This is a genomic window from Xanthomonas sp. NCPPB 2632 (assembly GCF_041228075.2).
GTDB lineage: Bacteria > Pseudomonadota > Gammaproteobacteria > Xanthomonadales > Rhodanobacteraceae > Luteibacter.
The window spans coordinates 1,017,086-1,035,998 of sequence record NZ_CM192979.1 but is presented as its reverse complement, the minus strand read 5'-3'; the positions used below and the strand labels follow the sequence as shown (position 1 = coordinate 1,035,998).

The 18,913-nt window shown below is 68.5% G+C and carries 16 protein-coding genes; 11 read left to right on the top strand and 5 right to left on the bottom strand.

The features are described from left to right. Positions 1 to 133 precede the first annotated feature (133 nt). The 10 genes from AB8808_RS04580 to AB8808_RS04535 all read left to right on the top strand — a co-directional run bounded on the left by AB8808_RS04580 (position 134) and on the right by AB8808_RS04535 (position 9,122). Entirely contained in the window at positions 134 to 538 is a 405-nt protein-coding gene (locus tag AB8808_RS04580) for an HU family DNA-binding protein (RefSeq protein ID WP_036137170.1), read from the top strand. A 399-nt stretch (positions 539 to 937) separates the two neighbouring features. Next, complete coding sequence (locus AB8808_RS04575; RefSeq protein WP_285406759.1) at positions 938 to 1,324, top strand: BlaI/MecI/CopY family transcriptional regulator; 387 nt, start codon at positions 938 to 940, stop codon at positions 1,322 to 1,324. Position 1,325: 1 nt separating this feature from the next. Then, the gene (locus AB8808_RS04570) at positions 1,326 to 3,110 is read left to right on the top strand and encodes a M56 family metallopeptidase (RefSeq protein ID WP_369927128.1); all 1,785 of its coding nucleotides are present in this window, start codon (positions 1,326 to 1,328) and stop codon (positions 3,108 to 3,110) included. Between the two features lie 266 nt (positions 3,111 to 3,376). Beyond that, positions 3,377 to 4,042, top strand: coding sequence for an HAD-IA family hydrolase (locus tag AB8808_RS04565; RefSeq protein ID WP_369927127.1), 666 nt, complete (start codon positions 3,377 to 3,379; stop codon positions 4,040 to 4,042). A gap of 145 nt (positions 4,043 to 4,187) precedes the next feature. Next, positions 4,188 to 4,862 (top strand): response regulator, encoded by a 675-nt coding sequence (locus AB8808_RS04560; protein WP_036137178.1) that lies wholly within the window; start codon positions 4,188 to 4,190, stop codon positions 4,860 to 4,862. After that, positions 4,855 to 6,264, top strand: coding sequence for a sensor histidine kinase (locus AB8808_RS04555; RefSeq protein WP_369927126.1), 1,410 nt, complete (start codon positions 4,855 to 4,857; stop codon positions 6,262 to 6,264). The genes AB8808_RS04560 and AB8808_RS04555 overlap by 8 nt, the downstream gene beginning before the upstream one ends. Before the next feature lie 56 nt (positions 6,265 to 6,320). Continuing rightward, positions 6,321 to 7,169: an alpha/beta hydrolase gene (locus AB8808_RS04550; protein WP_369927125.1), complete on the top strand. Its 849-nt coding sequence runs from the start codon at positions 6,321 to 6,323 to the stop codon at positions 7,167 to 7,169. Positions 7,170 to 7,172: 3 nt separating this feature from the next. After that, positions 7,173 to 7,532, top strand: coding sequence for an EamA family transporter (locus AB8808_RS04545; RefSeq protein WP_369927124.1), 360 nt, complete (start codon positions 7,173 to 7,175; stop codon positions 7,530 to 7,532). After that, on the top strand, positions 7,529 to 7,927 hold the full coding sequence (locus AB8808_RS04540; RefSeq protein WP_369927123.1) for a DMT family transporter: 399 nt from the start codon (positions 7,529 to 7,531) through the stop codon (positions 7,925 to 7,927). Before AB8808_RS04545 ends, AB8808_RS04540 begins: the two co-directional genes overlap by 4 nt. Continuing rightward, positions 7,911 to 9,122, top strand: a complete 1,212-nt coding sequence (locus tag AB8808_RS04535) for a DegT/DnrJ/EryC1/StrS family aminotransferase (RefSeq protein ID WP_369927121.1) — start codon at positions 7,911 to 7,913, stop codon at positions 9,120 to 9,122. Before AB8808_RS04540 ends, AB8808_RS04535 begins: the two co-directional genes overlap by 17 nt. A 12-nt stretch (positions 9,123 to 9,134) precedes the next feature. Here AB8808_RS04535 and tsaB read toward each other — a convergent pair whose 3' ends face one another. The 3 genes from tsaB to yoaA all read right to left on the bottom strand — a co-directional run bounded on the left by tsaB (position 9,135) and on the right by yoaA (position 13,178). After that, the gene (tsaB, locus tag AB8808_RS04530) at positions 9,135 to 9,824 is read right to left on the bottom strand and encodes a tRNA (adenosine(37)-N6)-threonylcarbamoyltransferase complex dimerization subunit type 1 TsaB (protein WP_369927119.1); all 690 of its coding nucleotides are present in this window, start codon (positions 9,822 to 9,824) and stop codon (positions 9,135 to 9,137) included. Further along, positions 9,821 to 11,158 carry a cell envelope integrity protein CreD gene (gene creD, locus AB8808_RS04525; protein ID WP_369927117.1) on the bottom strand — a complete coding sequence of 446 codons (1,338 nt, stop codon included), beginning with the start codon at positions 11,156 to 11,158 and terminating at the stop codon, positions 9,821 to 9,823. Before creD ends, tsaB begins: the two co-directional genes overlap by 4 nt. A gap of 106 nt (positions 11,159 to 11,264) precedes the next feature. After that, on the bottom strand, positions 11,265 to 13,178 hold the full coding sequence (gene yoaA, locus AB8808_RS04520) for a DNA repair helicase YoaA (protein ID WP_369927115.1): 1,914 nt from the start codon (positions 13,176 to 13,178) through the stop codon (positions 11,265 to 11,267). A gap of 79 nt (positions 13,179 to 13,257) precedes the next feature. On the opposite strand from yoaA, the gene AB8808_RS04515 reads away from it, so the two are divergent. Beyond that, entirely contained in the window at positions 13,258 to 16,017 is a 2,760-nt protein-coding gene (locus AB8808_RS04515; RefSeq protein ID WP_369927113.1) for a valine--tRNA ligase, read from the top strand. A 952-nt stretch (positions 16,018 to 16,969) separates the two neighbouring features. Here the strand turns inward: AB8808_RS04515 and AB8808_RS04510 are convergent. Both AB8808_RS04510 and AB8808_RS04505 read right to left on the bottom strand, forming a co-directional pair. Beyond that, positions 16,970 to 17,392 carry a DNA polymerase III subunit chi gene (locus AB8808_RS04510; RefSeq protein ID WP_036137207.1) on the bottom strand — a complete coding sequence of 141 codons (423 nt, stop codon included), beginning with the start codon at positions 17,390 to 17,392 and terminating at the stop codon, positions 16,970 to 16,972. Between the two features lie 10 nt (positions 17,393 to 17,402). Then, positions 17,403 to 18,896, bottom strand: coding sequence for a leucyl aminopeptidase (locus AB8808_RS04505; protein WP_369927111.1), 1,494 nt, complete (start codon positions 18,894 to 18,896; stop codon positions 17,403 to 17,405). Between the last annotated feature and the right edge of the window lie 17 nt (positions 18,897 to 18,913).

The window sequence follows — 18,913 nt, the reverse complement described above, 5'->3', positions numbered from 1 at the left end:
AAAAAAAGGGCTCGAAATGCAAAAAAACTGCCCGGACCCTATTTTCAGCGGGCGAAAGCAACGCTAGAGTGAGTCGCCCGCTGGGCACCGGCCGGAAAGGCCGCCTCATTCGATTCAAGTGACAAGGATAACCATGGCCACGACCAAAAAAACGGCGGCGAAGAAGGCTGCCAAGGCTCCCGCCAAGGGCGCCGTGAAGGCTGCAAAGGCCCCGGCCGCGCTCAAGCCGATCAAGGATGCGTTCTCGAAGTCCACGCTCGTCTCGCACATCGTCGAGCAGAGCGGCGTCGACAGCAAGAGCGTCAAGGCCGTCATGGCCTCGCTCGAGAGCGCCATCAGCGCCTCGATCCACAAGAAGGGCGCCGGCACGTTCACGCTGCCCGGCCTGCTGAAGATCACCTCGGTGGCCGTCGCCGCCAAGCCGAAGCGCAAGGGCAAGGATCCGTTCACCGGTGAAGAGCGCTGGTTCGCCGCCAAGCCCGCCTCGGTCAAGGTCAAGGTCCGTCCGCTGAAGAAGCTCAAGGACGCGGCTGCCTGATCCATCGCGGAAGCCTGGCGCTTCCGCGATCGTAGGGTACCCATGAAGCCTCCGCCCCCCGGGCGGAGGCTTTTTTGTGGATGTGTTCACCACCCTCCCCAAACCCCGGAGGTAGGAGCCCACGATGTGGGCGATCCCGAGAGCTTTACTACCGCGAAAGAAGCCATGCCCATAAAAAGCATAGGCGTTTCCGAGCGCCCAACGAAGCCACCGCCACCCCCACCGAGGCATCGCCTCATTCGTTCTACCGGAGCATGAGGGTTCGCGCATAGCGCGCGCTCCTACCCCGCGCGTCGTTTCGCATTTCGCGTTTCGGTGCGGATATAGGCCGATGGTCACGGTTGACTACACCTGTCGTCAGGGCGCAGGCTGATTACATCTGTAGTCAGGAGTGGCGGCATGAGCAGCAAGAGCGTGGGCGACCAGGAGCTGGCCCTCCTGCACTACATCGAGGAGGCCCCGCGGTCGTCGGTGGCCGAGGTGTGCGCCGGCTATGGCGAAAGCCGCGGGCTGGCACGCTCGACAGTGCTGACGATGATGGAGCGACTGCGTGCGAAGGGATACCTGTCCCGCCGGCGCATCGACGGCATGTACCGCTACAGCGTGACCAACGGCAGCGGCGAGGTCATGACGGGGGCGGTGGCGCGCTTTGTCGAAAAGACCCTGCAGGGCTCCGTTTCGCCTTTCGTGGCGTGGATGTCCGAGCGTGGGCAGGTGAGCGATACCGAACTGGCCGAACTGGAAGCCCTCGTCGACACACTGCAATCCCGACGGAAGGAGCGCTGACATGGGCATGCTTCTCGATGAAATGCTGTCGCGACTGATCCACGCGTCGCTGCAGGCGATCCTCCTCTGCGGCGCGATCTACGCCGTGTGTCGACTCGTTCCAACGATGTCGGCCTCCGCCAGGACCGTGCTGTGGTGGTTGCTGGGTGCCCAGCTGGTGGTCGGCGTGATCTCGCCGACCCTGATCGCCCTGCCCGTCCTGCCTGCGATCGCCACGGTCACTGCGGCGGACGACGCCACCGCCGTCATGCCGCTGACCTTGCCGGGCGCATTCCCTGCGGCGGCCCTCGTCACTCCCGCAGGTAACGATATCGGCGACGCAGGCTTCTCATGGGCGGCCATGCTGTTGTTCGCCTGGGCACTGGGCGTGATCGTACAGGCCGTGGTGGCCGTACTGCGCTGGCGCACGCTGGCCGGCGTGGCCGCGCGCGCCATGCCTCACGACGACGTACGGGTGGAAACGCTGTGCGCCCGCCGCGCTCGCGAACTCGGGCTGCGCCGATCGCCCCGCCTGGCGGTGTCGACGGAAGTGCATTCCCCGCAGGTGATCGGCTTCTGGCGGCCCACCATCCTGCTGCCCCTGCACGACCACCTCTCCGACGATGAACTCGACCTCGCCCTGATGCACGAACTGGCCCATGTCCGCCGCGGCGACCTGATGCTCGGCTGGATACCGGCCACGGCACGCACGCTGTTCTTCTTCCACCCCCTGGTGCACGTGGCCGTGCGCGAGTACGCCCTGTGCCGCGAGGCCGCCTGCGACGCGCTGGTGGTGTCGCGCGGCGACACCCTGGCAAAAACATACGGCCGTCTGCTCGTCCGCATGGGCGTCGCCCCGCGTCCCCACCATGCGCTTCCCGGCGCGTCACCCACTTTCCGCACGCTGAAACGGAGATTGCTCATGCTCGCCCAGGCCAACGACACCCATCCGCGCATGCTCACCCTGTGCCTCGTCACCGTGCTCGCCCTCGGCGGCGTCTTCCCGTGGCGCGTGGGAGCCGCCCCGCAGGCGACTCAGCCCGCGCCAGCCCGTGCAGCATTCGCCGCGGCACCCGCCGCTGCGACGACGAACGATCCGCTACCCGCGCGGCCAGCCGCTCCGGCCGCGCCGATGCCTACCGCCGTGGCACCCGTGCCACCCGTCCCACCCGCCACGCCGGCAGCCTCGACATCGCGCACGACCGACATCACGGAAATCCACGGGCAGCCCACGGACGGCTTCGTCTTCTCATCCGACGACATCCACGTCGCCACCGGCACCGCGAGCGACCTCGCACGGGCCGAGGCCGCGTATCGCGCCGACGCCAGGTCGTTCGTCTGGTACCGGCGCGGTACGCAGGCCTGGATACTGCGTGATCCGGCGTATATCAAGCGCATCCATGAGGCGTACCAGGAAGTCTCGCACCCGGCCGACATGGGCGAGGCAGGCGCGGGAAAGCAGGCCGACATCGACCGGCAGGAGTCCATGCTCGAACGGCAGCAGGCCATGCTCAACGAGCAGATGGCCAAGCTCTCGGCACAACAGGCCAGCCTGGTCTCTCGAGAAGTCGGTCCTTCCGGTCCTCGCGATGGCGCAGCCTATGCGGCAGGCCATGCCACCATCGCCAGCGAGCAGGCGGCCGTCGCGCAGAAGATGGCGGCGATCGGACAGCAGCGTGCAGCACAGGGCAAGGCCATGGCCGAGTGGGGACGCAGGCAGTCGGAAGCAGCGCGCAAGGCCTCCGAGGAAGTGAACACGATCCTCGCCGAGGCAATCCGCAACCACGTGGCGCAACCGGCGCGCTGACGCATCCCGAAACCACCGTTTCATCGGCGGGGCTATGGCCTCGTTCGCGCGGTGGCCTCATTCCACGGCCGCCCCGTGTGCGGGTAGGAGCCCACGATGTGGGCGATCCCTCACGCGTGATCGTGACGAATGAGGCGATGTGTTTTGATTAGGTGGGTATGGCTTCATTCGCCATAGAGGGGATTTGGGTTCGCGCACATCGTGCGCTCCTACCTGCAAGGGAATTGTGGGGTATGGTGGCAAGCCCATCCCCCTACGGAGACATCATGCGACTTGAACCGGGCACGCTCATCCAGACCCGCGCCCTGCTTTTCGACATGGACGGCACGCTGATCGATTCGCGCGTGCTGGTCGAGAGGATATGGAAACGCTGGTGCGACGAGCACGGCCTCGACTGGCATGTCGTCCTGCCCAGGTTGCACGGCGTACGCATGCTCGACTCCGTGCGCATGTTCGCCACGCCGGGCATGGACGTGGATGCCGTCTACAAGCGGCTGTACAACGAGGAAGTGCACGACGTCGACGGCATCGTGCCGATTCCCGGCGCACTCGATCTCCTGGCGGCCCTGCCCCCGGAAACCTGGACGATCGTGACCTCGGCCGACACCACCCTCGCCACGGTACGCCTCGGCGCTGCCGGCATCGTGCCGCCCCCGCGCATGGTCACCGGTGAGATCGTCACCGAGGGCAAGCCGCATCCGGAGGGCTACCTGCTGGGCGCGACACGCATGGGTGCCGCACCGAAGGAGTGCCTGGTGTTCGAGGATGCCCGCGCAGGCATCGACGCGGGGCGTGCCGCCGGCGCGAGAGTCATCGCCATCGCCGGCGACCATCCCGAGGAAATCGACGCGGACGTGGACTGGATCACCGACCTCACAGCCCTGCGCGTCGAGGGCTACGCCAACGGCGTCGTCTCGTTGCGCGTAGTCTGACGACGCCTCGATACGCTTCAGCGCAATCCGGGACCGAGGCCTCCAACCCCTGAGCCTGCGTACGGATCGTGCCGGATGGTTCAGGCCGGGAAAGCCTGTCGCGACAACGTGCGCACGTCCGTTACCCAGCGTATCCTTGCCCACCATGCGCATACTCCTTGCCGAAGACGACGCCGCCATCGCCGCCGCCGTGCGGGCCTCCCTCGAACAGGGTGGCCACGCCGTCGACCATGTGCCCGACGGGGCCAGTGCGGACCACGCCCTGCGCGACCACGACTACGACCTGCTGGTGCTCGACCTGGGCCTGCCCCTGCTCGACGGCAGCGACGTGCTTGCCCGGGCCCGCAAACGGGGCGCCATCCTGCCGGTACTGGTGATCACGGCACGCGAGGGCCTGAAGGAACGCGTGCGGGTGCTCGACCTGGGTGCCGACGATTACCTGGTCAAGCCGTTCGCGCTGGCCGAGTTCGACGCCCGTGTGCGTGCGTTGCTGCGTCGCCGCACCAGCAAGGGCACGCCGGAGTTCCGTATCGGCCGCCTGCGGCTCGACATCCCCGGCCACCGTGCCTGGATCGACGAGGCACCGCTGGACCTGACGGCCCGCGAGTTCGGCCTGATCGAGGCACTGGCCACGCGTGCGGACAAGGTCACCAGCCGCGCCCAGCTGGTCGAGGCGCTGTGCAACTGGGACGAGGACCTGACCGACAACGGGCTGGACATCGCGTTGCACCGCCTGCGACGCAAGCTGCACGGGTCGGGCACCAACGTGCGCACCATCCGCGGCCTGGGCTACCTGCTCGAAGAATCCGCGGATGCCTGAACGGCGTCATGCGACGCAGCGTTCCGCCAGGCCGAGTCTGCGTCGGCGCCTGCTGACCTTCCTCCTCGTGCCGGTGCTGGGCGTCCTGCTGCTGGACGCCGTGGTCGCCTACTTCGCGGCACTGGCCTACTCCAACCGTGTCCACGATGCCGACCTGTCCGACTCGGCACTCACGCTGTCCGAAATGATCGGCAACGACGCGCTGCGCGGCGAACTGACCGCGCAGGCCCGCTTCCTGCTCGAATACGACCCCGACGGACGCAACTACTACACGGTGGTCAGCGACCGGCACGGCCGGATGATCGGCAACGCCGACCTCGCCGGCCCCGGCGAACCGGTAGCCACCGACGCCCCGCCCCTGCTCTACGACACCTTCCTGGGCCACCGGCCGCTGCGCGGCGCGATCATGCGCGTGCCCAACCGCCACGACGACAGCGACGTGCTGACCATCACGGTGGCCGAGAACCTGCGCGACCGGCATGCCCGCGCACGCGAGATCCTGCTGTTGACCCTGCCCATCGAGGCCCTGCTGATCGTGGCCGTGCTGTCGCTGGTATGGCTGGGTGTCAGCCACGGTTTGCGCGTGCTGGAACCCCTGACGGCGCGGCTGGGTCGACGTGGCCACGACCTCGGGCCGATCGGCGAGGAAGACGTGCCGATCGAGATACTGCCGCTGACCCGCACCATCGACGACCTGTTCGCGCGCATGCGCAACATGATCGGCCTGCAGGAACGCTTCATCGCCGACGCGGCCCACCAGCTGCGCACGCCGCTGGCCGGCATCCAGCTGCACGTGGAACGCTACGAGGCGATCACCGACCCCACCCAGCGCGACGAGGCCCTGCGCCACGTGCACCGGCTGGCGGCGCGCGCGGCCCGCACCTCGGCGCAGTTGCTGGCGCTGACCCGCACGCAGTCGCCCGACCTGCCCGATCACGACGGCATGGCGATCATCGACCTGGCCGTGATCGTGCCCGAGTCGGTGGCCGTGCGGGTTCACCAGGCGCTGGGCCTGGGCGTCGACCTGGGCTACGAGGGACCCGACGCGCCCATCCACGTGCGGGGCGACGCGCTGCAGGTGCAGGAAGTGATCGACAACCTGGTGGATAACGCCTTCCACTACGCCGGCCGCGGACACAGCGTCACCGTGTCCGCCACGCGCGACGGCGACGATGCGGTGCTGGCGGTGGAAGACGACGGCCCCGGCGTGGCGGACGTGTTCCTCGAGCAACTGGGCGAACGGTTCTTCCGGGTACCCGGGGCGGACGAGGACGGCACGGGGCTGGGCCTGGCCATCGTCGAAAGCATCGCCGAGCGCCACGCAGCACGGGTCCGCTTCATGCACGCCGCGTCGGGCGGCTTGCGCGTCGAGCTGCGCTTCCCCGCCCTGCCGGCCGCCTGACCGGAAAGCCGGCTGAAACCACGCCACGGCACCATGCACCCAACAGCAACGATCCCATGAGGTCAGGTGTGAGCCACCCGACGGAATTCCACTTCGAAGGCGGGCGCGATGGCGTCCTCCTGATCCATGGCCTCACCGGCACGCCCAACGAGATGCGGATGGTCGGCAAGGGCCTCAACCGCGCAGGCTTCACCGTCGTGGGCGTGCGACTGGCGGGTCACTGCGGCAGCGAGGAAGACCTGCTGGATACCACCTGGCAGGACTGGTATGCCAGCGTCGAGGCCGCCGCGGACGAACTGCGCGGCCGGGTCGACCGCCTGTTCGTGGCCGGGTTGTCCATGGGCGCCGTACTGGCCCTGCGCCTTGCCGCCGTGCAGCCGACCTGGGTGGATGGCGTAGGCGTGTTCGGCGCCACCTTCCGCTACGACGGCTGGTCGATCGGCTGGCGCGGCCGGCTGTCCTTCCTGCTGCCGTGGATCAAGCGCATGGGCATCGGGCGCCATCGCAGTTTCATCGAGCAGCCGCCCTACGGCATCCGCGACGAGCGCCTGCGCGCGCAGGTCAGCAACGCCATGTTCTCCGGCGACAGCGCGGCCGCCGGCCTGCCCGGCAACCCGTGGCACGCCCTGGCCGAGATGGTGGAACTCTCGCGCGACGTGCGTCGCCGGCTTCCCGAGGTCACGGCGCCGTGCTTCGTGGCGCATGCCGCGGAGGACGACGTGGCCAGCTTGGCCAACGCCGACCTCGTGACCCGGCGGGTGCGTGGGCCGATCGAGATGCTGCTGCTGGGCGACAGCTACCACATGATCACGATCGACCGCGAACGCCGCATGCTGATCGAACGCACCGCCGATTTCTTCGGCCGCATCGCGCGTGACGCGCGGCCCACGCGCATGGCGGCCTGAGCGATGCACGGGCTGGTGCTGGCGCTGTGGATCGCCAACGTCGTGCTGGACACCGGCGGCCAGCTGGCGTTCAAGGCGGCCGCGGGCGACGAGCGCGCGGGTGACGGCCTGGCACGTTGGCGCTACATGCTGGCACGGCCGTGGATCTGGACCGGCATCGGCTGCTACGTGGCCGAGTTCCTCGTCTGGATCGCCTTCCTGTCGCTGGTGCCGTTGTCCGAGGGCGTGCTGCTGGGCTCGATCAACATCGTGGCGATCATGATCGCCGGGCGCGTGCTGTTCCGCGAACGCCTCAGCCCCCTGCGCGTCACCGGCATCCTGCTGGTCGCCGCCGGCGTCGCCATCGTGGGAGCCGGCTCGTGAAACGCTTCTACCTGATCGGCTTCGGCCTGCTGCTGGCCTTCGACACGCTCAACCTGGTCTGCTTCAAGATCGCCGGTACGCAGGCGCTGCCGGTGGAAATGAGCACGGCGTGGATCGCCCGTGTGTTCTCCCATCCCTGGATCTACGGCGCCGTGGTCGGCTACATCGGTGCGTTCCTCACCTGGATGAGCCTGCTCAAGCATGCCCCGATCGGCCCCGCGTTCGCCGCCTCCCACCTGGAAGTGGTGAGCGTGATGCTACTGTCGTGGTGGGTGTTCGCCGAACCGGTCACGCCCACGCAGATCGCGGGCGCCGTGGCGATCGTGGCCGGCATCGTCTGCCTGGCCTTCGCCGAGCGTGGCGACGGAACGGTGCGTGATGTGGTTCCGGCCTGACCCCGAAACACCGCCCACAGCGGGGCTTCCGCTGGGCATGGCCGACTTCGGCGGCGATGTCCGCGCACCGCTGACGGCCCTCGCCGCGTCCTGGCTGGGCGTGGAAGAGACGCAACTGGAGTGCTCCGGCACCGCGGCGCTCACCGTCGCCCTCACCGCGCTGTCAGAATACGCCCGCTCGCGACGCGAAGTGGCCATTCCCGCCTTCACCTGCCCGCTGGTGCCGCTGGCCATCCGCCGCGCCGGCCTGGTGCCGCGGTTGGTCGACCTGCTGCCCGGTAGCTTCGACATGGATCCCCAGCGACTGGAAGCGGCCTGCGGCCCGCAGACCCTGGCCGTGGTGCCGACCCACCTGGGTGGACGCACCGCCGATGTGGCCAGCGCCAACACGATCGCCCATGCCGTGGGCGCGCTCACCGTCGAGGACACGGCCCAGGCGTTGGGCGCGCGTATCGACGGACGCTTTGCCGGCACGCTGGGCGACATCGGCTTCTACAGCCTGGCGGCGGGCAAGGGGTTGTCGATCTTCGAAGGCGGCCTACTGGTCGCCCAGGACGATGTCTGGCGCGAACGCTTCCGGCGCGCCTCGCATCGCGTGGTGCGCTGGCACCCGGGCTGGGAGATCCGCCGCTCGCTGGAGCTGGCCGGATACGCGGCACTCTACCGTCCCTCGGGCATGGGCCTGGCCTACGGTCGGTCGATGCGGCGCGCCCTTCGCCGCGGCGACCTGGTGGCCGCGGCCGGGGAGGATTTCCATGCGGACTTTCCGCTGCACCGCGTGGGACGCTGGCGTCGCTCGGTGGGTGCGCGCGCGTTCGCACGCCTGCCCGGTTTCATCGAAGCCACGCGGGCCCAGGCCGCCGCGCGCCTGCCAGCGCTCGCGTCGATTCCCGGCGTACACGTGTTCACCGACGAAGGCGGCACCTGGCCTTACCTGATGCTGCGCCTGCCCGACGAAGCCGCTCGCGACGCGGTGCTGAAGCGGCTATGGGCATCGCGCCACGGCGTGGCGCGCATGTTCGTGCACGCCCTGCCCGACTACGACTATCTCGAGGCCATGCCCGGCGCCGACGACATCCCGCACGCGCGCGACTTCGCCGCACGCACCCTGACCATCACCAACAGCCTGTGGCTGGACGACGCGTGCTTCGAGCACGTATGCGCGGTGATCGAGGCGGTACTGGTCACGCGCTGAACGGGCCTCGCCTCAGGCCTTGCCCTGCTCCACCAGCGTCAGCGCCACCTTGTCCCGCAGGTACACCGGCAGGGCCAGCTCGGGCGCCACGGCCTTGCCGTCGCGGAACAACGGTGCCGCCACCTCGGCGACGCGCCGCGCCTGCGGAAAGCGCGCACCGTCCGCCGAACGGATCGGTGCATGGATGCGCTCCCGCAGCACGGCTTCATACGTGGCCCAGCCGCTGCCGACCACGTGCCAGGCCGACGCCTCGGGCAACACCAGCGCCTCGGCCGTGTCCACCCGCTCGCGGTCGATCAGCGTCACGCTGCCGTCGTCTTCGCGGCGCCACGCAGCCACATAGATACCGCCCATCCGCGCATCGATCACGGAGAGGATCGCAGCGTCGTCTTCCGGGGCCTCCAGCGCCAGCGCCTGCAACGACGACACGGTGACCACCGGCACATCCAGCGCCATCGCCATGCCCTGGGCCAGCGACACGCCCAGCCGCACGCCGGTGAAGGCGCCCGGGCCGCGACCCACGGCGATACCGTCGAGCGCCTCGCGTTTCAGGCCGGCCTCGGCGAGCAGTTCGTCCGCCATGGGCAGCACCAGCTCCGCGTGCCGCCGTGGCGCGATCTCGCTGCGCGCGATCACTACGTCACCGTGGACGAGGGCGACGGAGCAGGCTTCCGTGGAGGTTTCGATGGCGAGGAAGTTCATGGCGTATCCGGGGTGGGGTTGAAGGGCACGCCCTGGGCGTACCAGTCGATCCGGCGGGTCAGGTACATCAGCACGGCGACCACCGCGACCAGTACCACCGCGCCGATGAGCAGCGCGTACTGTTCCGCGCCGATCAGGCCGTACAGTATGGCGTAAACCAGCGCGAGCACGCCCCCGAGGGTCAGCCCGGCACGCCGGGCCTGCAACGCGGCGACGGCGTAGCCACCAACGATCAGCACCACCGCGGCGGAGGCCACCGCATAGGCCGGTCCGAAACCGATCTGCTCGGACAGCGCCAGCAGCAGGACGTAGAAACTGGTCATCGCGGCGCCGACCAGCAGGTATTGCACCGGATGCAGGCGCAGGCCGCGGAGCACTTCGAAAAGGAAGAAGGCGACGAAGGTGAGCGCGATGAACAACAGGCCGTATTTGCCGGCGCGGTCGTTCTGTTGATACACGCTGCCCGGCTGGTACAGCTTGACGCCGAGGGCGGAGGGGTCGAGACGCTTGCCCACGTCGTCGTCGCTCGCGCTCCAGTGTTGTCCGTAGGCGCGATTCAGATCCAGCACCTGCCACGAGGCATCGAAACCTCGGCTACTCACCTGGCGCGTACCCGGCAGCAGGGCACCGATGAAGCTCGGGTCCGGCCAGGGCGAACGTATCCTCACGCTGTTGTTGCGCGCCAGCGGCAACGCCGAGAACGATTCCGTCCCCGCGATGCGCAGCGTCACCGCGTAATCCAGCGGGGTGCGGCGGCCCGGGTCGATCGCCACCGGCACGGACAACACGGTGTAGGGCCCGAGGCGGGCCGTGGACGAGGCCAGTCGCACCGGCTTGCCGTCCACGGTGGCCATGGCGATGTGCTGCAGCCCGCGAACGTCCGCGATCAGCAGGCGCAATTCCGCGCGATCCATCGACCACGTCGCGCCGCTTTCGTCGGCGAAACGGTGCAGGTCGTCGGGAAGGATGCGCCCGCTGAGCGTCACGTCGCCGGTGTAGACGGGCACCTCGTACATGCCGACCCGACGCTTCTCGACCGCAAGATCGGCCACGGTGCGTTGTTCATCGGCCAGCACGATCTCGGTATCGTTGCGGCTGGCGACCAGCTTGCCCTCGGCGTCACGGGTTTCGCTGTGCGTCGGCACGGCCAGTACGAAACCACCGATCGTCTGCGGGCCACCCCAGCCATCGGCCACGCGTACCGCGGCCGTATCGCGCATCGACTGGCGCTCGCGCACCAGCCCGTCGGCCTGGGTCAACGGAATGAGCATGAGCAGGGCCAGTAGCCCGATGCCAAGCACCTTGGCGGTGATCGTCTGCGTCCAGCGCAACATCGGCGTTCTCCTTCATCGACAGTGACGTCCATGGTGGGGGCCGCAGGGGCGGTGGACACGTCGGGGACATGGCCTTACGAAGGCAAGAACAGGCCGAACGCGGGCGTCAGGGCGTCGCGAAAAACGCGGTGACGTCGGCCAGTTCGCGCGTGCGCGGCATCGGCGGCAGGCTGGCGAGGAACAGGCGGCCATAGCCCTTGGTGCTCAGGCGCGGATCGCACAGCACCAGCACCCCGCGATCGTTGACGTCGCGGATCAGGCGGCCCGCGCCCTGCTTCAACGCGATGACCGCGGTGGGCACCTGCCAGCCCATGAAGGGATTGATGCCCGCTTCGTCGAGGGCTTCCAGGCGCGCCTGCAACACCGGATCGTCCGGCATGGCGAACGGCAGCTTGTCGATCACCACCACGCTCAATGCCTCGCCGGCCACGTCCACGCCCTCCCAGAAACTGGCCGCGCCCAGCAGCACGCCGCGGCCGCTGGCGCGGAATTCCTCCAGCAGGCGATGGCGAGGCGCGCTGCCCTGCACGAACAGCGGCCACGGCACGCGGCCTTCCAGCAACTCCGCCGCCCGGCGCAGGGCACGGTGCGAGGTGAACAGCAGGAACGCGCGACCGTCCGAGGCGTCCAGCACCGGCCGGATCGCCGCGACCACCTTGTCGGTGAAATCGCGGGCTGCGGGATCGGGGAGGTCTCTGGGCAGGTAGGCGAGCGCTTGCCGTGCATAGTCGAACGGGCTGTCGACATGCAGGGTGCGTGGATCCTCGATGCCCAGCTGGCGGGCGAAGTGGCCGAAATCGCCCGCGATCGACAGCGTGGCCGAGGTATGTATCCAGGCCGCATCCGTGGAGGCCCGCATGGCACGCAGCGGGGATGCCAGGTCCAGCGGCGTCGCGTGCAACGCGAAGCCGCGGGGGAAGGTCTCGTACCAGCGCACGTCGCTGGCGGAGTGTTCCTCCGCGATGCGGTCCAGGCGGAGGCTGAGCATCTGCGCCCGCTCGAACACGTTGGCCAGCCAGCGCGAGCGCTCGCCCAGCGCGCCGAGCAGATCGGACAACGCGGCCATGAGGTCGCGCAGTTCCGTCAGAAGCCCATGCACCGCGCCGTCGCGATCCAGCGCGCCGAAAGGGCCCTTCGCCGGCAAGGGGTCCATGGCCAGGCGCAGCCGCCGGATCAGGTCCCGCACCGCTTCCACGGGCTCCAGCAGCTGGCTGGTGGCGCCCGTGACGCCCTGCGCCTCGGCCAGCGCGTCGTGGGCCAGGTCGGTCATTTGCCGGGCACTGACGCTTTGCGAGAAGAACTGGCCGGCCAGTTCCGGGATCTGGTGGGCCTCGTCCAGGATGAACGCGTCCGCGCCCGGCAGGAGTTCGCCGAAGCCATCCTGCTTGAGGGCCAGGTCCGCCATCAGCAGATGGTGGTTGACCACCACGATATCGGCCTCCATCGCATCGCGCCGGGCCTTGACCACGTGGCAGTCGTCGAAGAACGCGCACTCCGTGCCCAGGCAGTTTTCCGGCGTGGAGGTGACGCGCGGCCATACCGGGGAGTCCTCGGGGATATCGACCATTTCCATGCGGTCGCCGCGGCGCGTGCGGGCCGACCACGCGCGGATGGCCGAGAGCTGGGAGGCCAGCTGGCGGTCGGGGTTGCCTTCGCGGACGGACTGGTCCAGCCGGTAGAGGCACAGGTAATTGGCCCGCCCCTTGAGCAGGCTGGTGCGGGCGCGACTGCCCAGCACGGCATGCACGCGCGGCAGGTCGCGGAAGAACAGCTGGTCCTGCAGGGCCTTGGTGCCGGTGGAAACGATGATCTTGCGCCCCGACATCAGGGCGGGCACGAGGTAGGCGAACGTCTTGCCGGTGCCGGTACCGGCCTCGGCGATCAGCACGTCGCGCTCCGCGATCGCCGTGGACACGGCCTCGGCCATGCGCTGCTGGGCCTCGCGCGGGGCGAATCCCGGTACTTCACGGGCAAAGGGGCCCTCCGCGCCGAGGATCGCGGCCACTTCCGGTTCAGTCATCCGCCAAGTATCGCCTACAATGGCCGTCTTTTCGTCTTCCAAAGCGCGCCCCTTCGCGGCGCGATCCGAGAGCCCACACATGGACAAGAGTTTCGAGCCCAGCCAGATCGAGTCGAAGTGGTACGCCCGCTGGGAAGCCGACGGCTGCTTCAAGCCGTCCGGCAAGGGCACCCCGTACACGATCATGCTGCCGCCACCCAACGTGACCGGCACCCTGCACATGGGCCACGCGTTCCAGCACACGCTGATGGACACGCTGGTGCGCTACCACCGCATGCGCGGCTACGACACCCTGTGGCAGCTGGGCACCGACCACGCCGGCATCGCCACCGAAATGGTGGTCACCCGCCAGCTCAACGCCGAAGGCAAGCAGCGCGCCGACCTCGACCGCGAGTCGTTCATCGCCCGCGTGTGGGAATGGAAAGCGGAATCCGGTGACACCATCGGCCGGCAGATGCGCCGCCTGGGCGTCTCCGGCGACTGGTCGCGCGAGCGCTTCACCATGGACGAGGGCATGTCCGAGGCGGTGGTCGAGACCTTCGTCCGCCTCTCCGAGGAAGGCCTGATCTACCGCGGCCAGAAGCTGGTCAACTGGGACCCGGTGCTGAAAACGGCCATCTCCGACCTGGAAGTGGTCAGCGAGGAAGAAGACGGCTCCATGTGGTCGATCCGCTATCCGCTGGCGGATGGCTCGGGCGAGCTGGTGGTCGCCACCACGCGTCCGGAAACCATGCTGGGCGACTCTGCCGTGGCCGTGCATCCGGACGACGAACGCTACGCGCACCTGGTCGGCAAGATGCTCGCCCTGCCCCTGTCCGATCGGCAGATCCCGATCATCGCCGACGACTACGTCGAGAAGGATTTCGGCACCGGCTGCGTGAAGATCACCCCCGCGCACGATTTCAACGACTACGCGGTCGGCCTGCGTCACGACCTGCCGATGATCAACATCCTCACCGACGAGGCGAGGATCAACGACGCCGCGCCGGAGAAATACCGCGGCATGGATCGCTACGTCGCACGCAAGGCCGTGCTCGCCGACCTCGAAGCGGCGGACCTGCTGGTCGAGACGAAGAAGCACAAGCTGCAGGTGCCGCGCGGCGACCGCAGCGGCCAGGTCATCGAGCCGTATCTCACCTGGCAGTGGTTCGTGAAGATGGACACCCTGGCCGCCCGTGGCCTGGAACTGGTCGAGCAGGGCCACGTGAAGTTCGTGCCCGAGAACTGGATCAGCACCTACCGCCACTGGCTGGGCAACATCCAGGACTGGTGCATCAGCCGCCAGCTGACCTGGGGCCATCGCATTCCCGCCTGGTATACCGACACGGGAACCGTCATCGTGGCCCGCGACGATGCCGAAGCATCGGCAAAGGCCGCCGCGCAGGGCTATACCGGCGCGCTGCGCCGCGACGACGACGTGCTGGAAACCTGGTTCTCGTCCGGGCTGTGGAGCCATTCCACGCTGGGCTGGCCCAACCCCGAGCGGCAGGCCGAGCTGGGCTTCGACCGCTACCTGCCGTCCAGCGTGCTGGTCACCGGTTTCGACATCATCTTCTTCTGGGTCGCCCGGATGATCATGCTGACCGACCACTTCACCGGCGAGGTGCCCTTCAAGGATGTCTATGTCACGGGCCTGATCCGCGACAAGGACGGCCAGAAGATGTCCAAGTCCAAGGGCAACGTGTTGGACCCGCTCGACATCATCGACGGCATCAGCCTGGACGACCTGCTGGCCAAGCGGACCCGCGGCCTGATGCAGCCGAAGATGGCCGAGAAGATCGAGAAGTCCACGCGCAAGGAATTCGGCGAAGGCATCCCCGCCTTCGGCGCCGACGCGCTGCGCTTCACCTTCGCCTCGCTGGCCACGCATGGCCGCGACATCAAGTTCGACCTGGAGCGCGCCGGCGGCTACAAGGCCTTCGTCAACAAGCTGTGGAACGCCTCGCGCTTCGTGCTGATGAACCTCGGCGAGGACACCCGCATCGCGCCCGTGCCCCCGGCGACCGAGGCCGAGCGCTGGATCCTCACGCGCCTGCGCGACACGCTGGCCACGGTGAAGGAACAACTCGCCGCGTATCGCTTCGACCTGGCCGCACAGGCGCTGTACGAGTTCACCTGGAACGAGTTCTGCGACTGGTTCCTCGAACTGTCCAAGCCGGCACTGGCCGGCACCGACACCGCCGCCATCGCCTCCACCCGCTATACGCTGGTGCATGTACTGGAAACGCTGCTGCGCGCGCTGCATCCGATGATCCCCTTCGTCACCGAGGAAATCTGGCAGCACGTGCGTCCGCTGCTCGGCATCGAGGGCACCACGATCATGCTGCAGCCTTACCCGGAAGCCGCCGATATCGAAGGCGACGATGCCGCCACGGCCGAGATCGAATGGGTCAAGGGCGTGCTGACCGGCGTGCGCCGCATCCGGGCCGAAATGAACATCGCCCCGGGCAAGGTCATCCCGCTGCTGCTCGCCGACGGCGACGCCGCCGATCGCGCACGCGCCAGCAAGTTCGCCGCGCAGATCGCATTCCTCGGTCGCGTGGAGACGCCTGTCTGGGTCGAAGGTGAAGAGCCGGCCGCAGCCGCCGCCGTGGTTGGCGGTATGCGTGCGTTGATCCCGCTGGAAGGCCTGATCGACGTGGGTGCGGAGAAAGCGCGCCTGGCCAAGGAGATCGCGCGTATCGAAGGTGAAGTGCGCAAGTGCGAAGGCAAGCTGGGCAACGCCAGCTTCGTCGCCAACGCACCGGCCGAGGTGGTGGCGCAGGAGCGCCAGCGCATCGCCGACTGGACACGGCAGGCGGACGCGATGCGGGAGCAGGCCAGGAAGCTGGGGGGTTGAGCGGCTGGCTCTAGGAGGGTCGGCCTTGGAGCGAGAGCCGGCGGCTTGGAGCAAGAGCCGGCGGGTGCCACCCTCGTGGCCACGCCTGCGGCGACCCGTCAATAAAAGCCGCTCCGCGGCCATGTATTGATTGCCCTACGGGCCGGGTCGGGCTTCGAACGGGGGTTTTCGACTCGACATCCCTGTCTCGCGAAAACGGCCGGCCGTCCTGGCCGGCCCCCTTCGGGCCTTGTCCGTTCGAATCCCTCGCCTGCGGCTACCGGCCACGAGGGTGGCACCCGCCGGCTCTTTCCAGCACTGAGGTTGCGTGTGGGGAGAGCGAAGAGCCAGGTTTCGCTTCGTGGCTGGGAACGCTCGCTTGCTTGTTGCGCACGGCATCGGTCGCCTTAGGTGTGTTGAGGGTTCGCGCACATGCGTGCGCTCCTACCCAGCCGGCAGATCACGCGTTGGATATGCCACAACCTGTCCTACCCCTGGGGTAGGAGCCCACGATGTGGGCGAAAAGCCAACGAAGCGGCGACGCCATACCCTGCACGATTGCGACCGCTCGCGTCACAACCCACCTCAGTCTTCGGAAGAGCCGGCGGGTAGCCCCCTCGGTGCCGGTAGCCGCAGGCGAGGGATTCGAACGGACAAGGCCGCGTAGCGGGGCCGGCCAGGACGGCCGGCCATTTCCGCGAGACAGGATGTCGAGTCGGAAATCCCCGTTCGAAGCCCGACCCGGGCCCGAAGGGCCATAGATAAACGGCCGCGGGTAGGAGCGCACGATGTGCGCGAATCAAAGACACGGCCGCGCTAGCGGCTTTCCACGACGGGTCGCCGCAGGCGTGGCACCGAGGAGGCTACCCGCCGGCTCTTGCTCCACGCGTGCGGGGTACGGCTTTACCGCTTTGTTGGTTTTTCGCGCACATCGTGCGCTCCTACATGGGTCGTTCGCGCACAGCGTGCGGGCCTACATGTCGTGCTTGTTCACTTCGAAGCCGGCTTTTTTGTATTCGGTCCAGCGCGAGCGTGAGCCCTCGCGCTCGGCGGGGTCGGCGGCGACCACCTCGAGGACGCGGTCGAACTGACCCGGTGCGCAGACCTCGCGCAGGTTGATCACCATCGGCCGGTCGGCGGTTTCCACGCCGGGCGGCACGATCAGCACCGCAGTGTTGGCGTCATCGTCATCCCCCGCCAGTTGGTGGGGGATGAAGGCGTTCTCGTCGAACGCCCACAGGTATTCGTCGATGGCCTCGGCCTGCTCGAAGTCGCGGGTGAGGATCAACGTCGGCTGCTGGGCTCCGAAGGCGCGCCGGGTCAGCTCGCAGACCAGCAGCAGGGGATCCTCGCGGAAACGCGGCTTGTCGATCAGGTAGAAGTCGGCGCGCGGCATGGGTGCGGGATCAGCCGGCCGCGGCGACGCGGTCGAGCAGCCACTGGGTCAGCAGCGGCACGGGACGGCCGGTGGCCATGCCCTTGCGGCCTTCGTCCCACGCGGTGCCGGCGATGTCGAGGTGGGCCCAGCGACGGCCCTCGGTGAAACGGGCCAGGAAGCAACCCGCCGTGATCGCACCGGCGTACTTGCCGCCGATGTTGGCCACGTCGGCGAAGCCGGAATCGAGCTGGCTCTGGTAGTCGTCCCACAGCGGCAGGCGCCAGGCGCGATCGAGGGTGGCCTCACCGGCCGCCAGCAGTTCGGCGGAGAGCGATTCGTCCTTGGTCATCAGGCCGCTGGCATGCTTGCCCAGCGCGACGACGCAGGCGCCGGTGAGGGTGGCGGCGTCGATCATGGTGTGCGGGTCGAAGCGCTTGCCGGTGTAGGTCAGGGCGTCGCAGAGAATCAGGCGCCCTTCCGCGTCCGTGTTCAGCACCTCGATGGTGATGCCGGCCAGGCTGGTCAGCACATCGCCGGGGCGGTAGCTGTCGCCGTCGGGCATGTTTTCCACGGCCGGGACCACGCACACGAGGTTGACCGCCAGCTTCAGCTTCACGGCGGCGACGAACGCGCCGAGCACGCCGGCGGCGCCACACATGTCGAACTTCATTTCTTCCATGCCCGGGCCCGGCTTGAGGCTGACGCCGCCCGTATCGAAGGTGATGCCCTTGCCGACGAACGCGTAGGGGCGCTCTCCGTCCTTGCCGCCGTTCCACTGCAGGATGACCAGGCGCGGGGCATTGGCCGAGCCGCGGGCCACGGCCAGCAGCGAGCCGAAGCCTTCACGCTCCATGTCGGCGCGATCGAGGGCTTCGAAGGTCACGCCTTCGTGGGCATCGGCGAAGGCCCTGGCCTGGTCGGCGATGTAATCGGGGTTGCAGATGTTGGGCGGCAGGTTGCCCAGTTCCTTGGCGTAGCGCACGCCCTCGGCGATGGCGCGTGCCTCGGCCAGGCCGGCTTCGCCATCGGCGGGGCCGACCAGGGTCACCGAGGCCAGTTCGGGCACGGCCTTGTCGCGCGGCTTCACCGTGGCGGTGTAGCGGTAGGCGGCGTGGTCGGTGGCCAGCGCGGCGACACGGACGCGCCAGGCGGCGTCGCGGCCGGGGACCTCGACCTCGGGCAGCCAGCTGGTGGCCTCGGTGACCGGCAGGCGGCCCACGGCACGGGCGGCTTCCAGGGTGACGCGCTGGTAGCGGGCCGCGTCGAAGGTTTTCTGCGGGCCCAGGCCGACCACCAGCACGCGGGCCGCGGCGACGCCGGCCGGGTGCAGCAGCGTGACCAGGTTACCGACCTTGCCGGTGATGTCACCGGCCTCGACCAGGCGCTTGATCGCGCCCTGGGCCGCGGTATCGATGCGCGCCGCGGCGCTGGTCAGGACACCGTTCTCGTACACGCCGACCACCGCGACCGGGGTGGCGGCCGAGTCGGGAGCGCTGGAACCGAGGCTGAACTGAACTGACATAGCTAATCGTCCTGTAA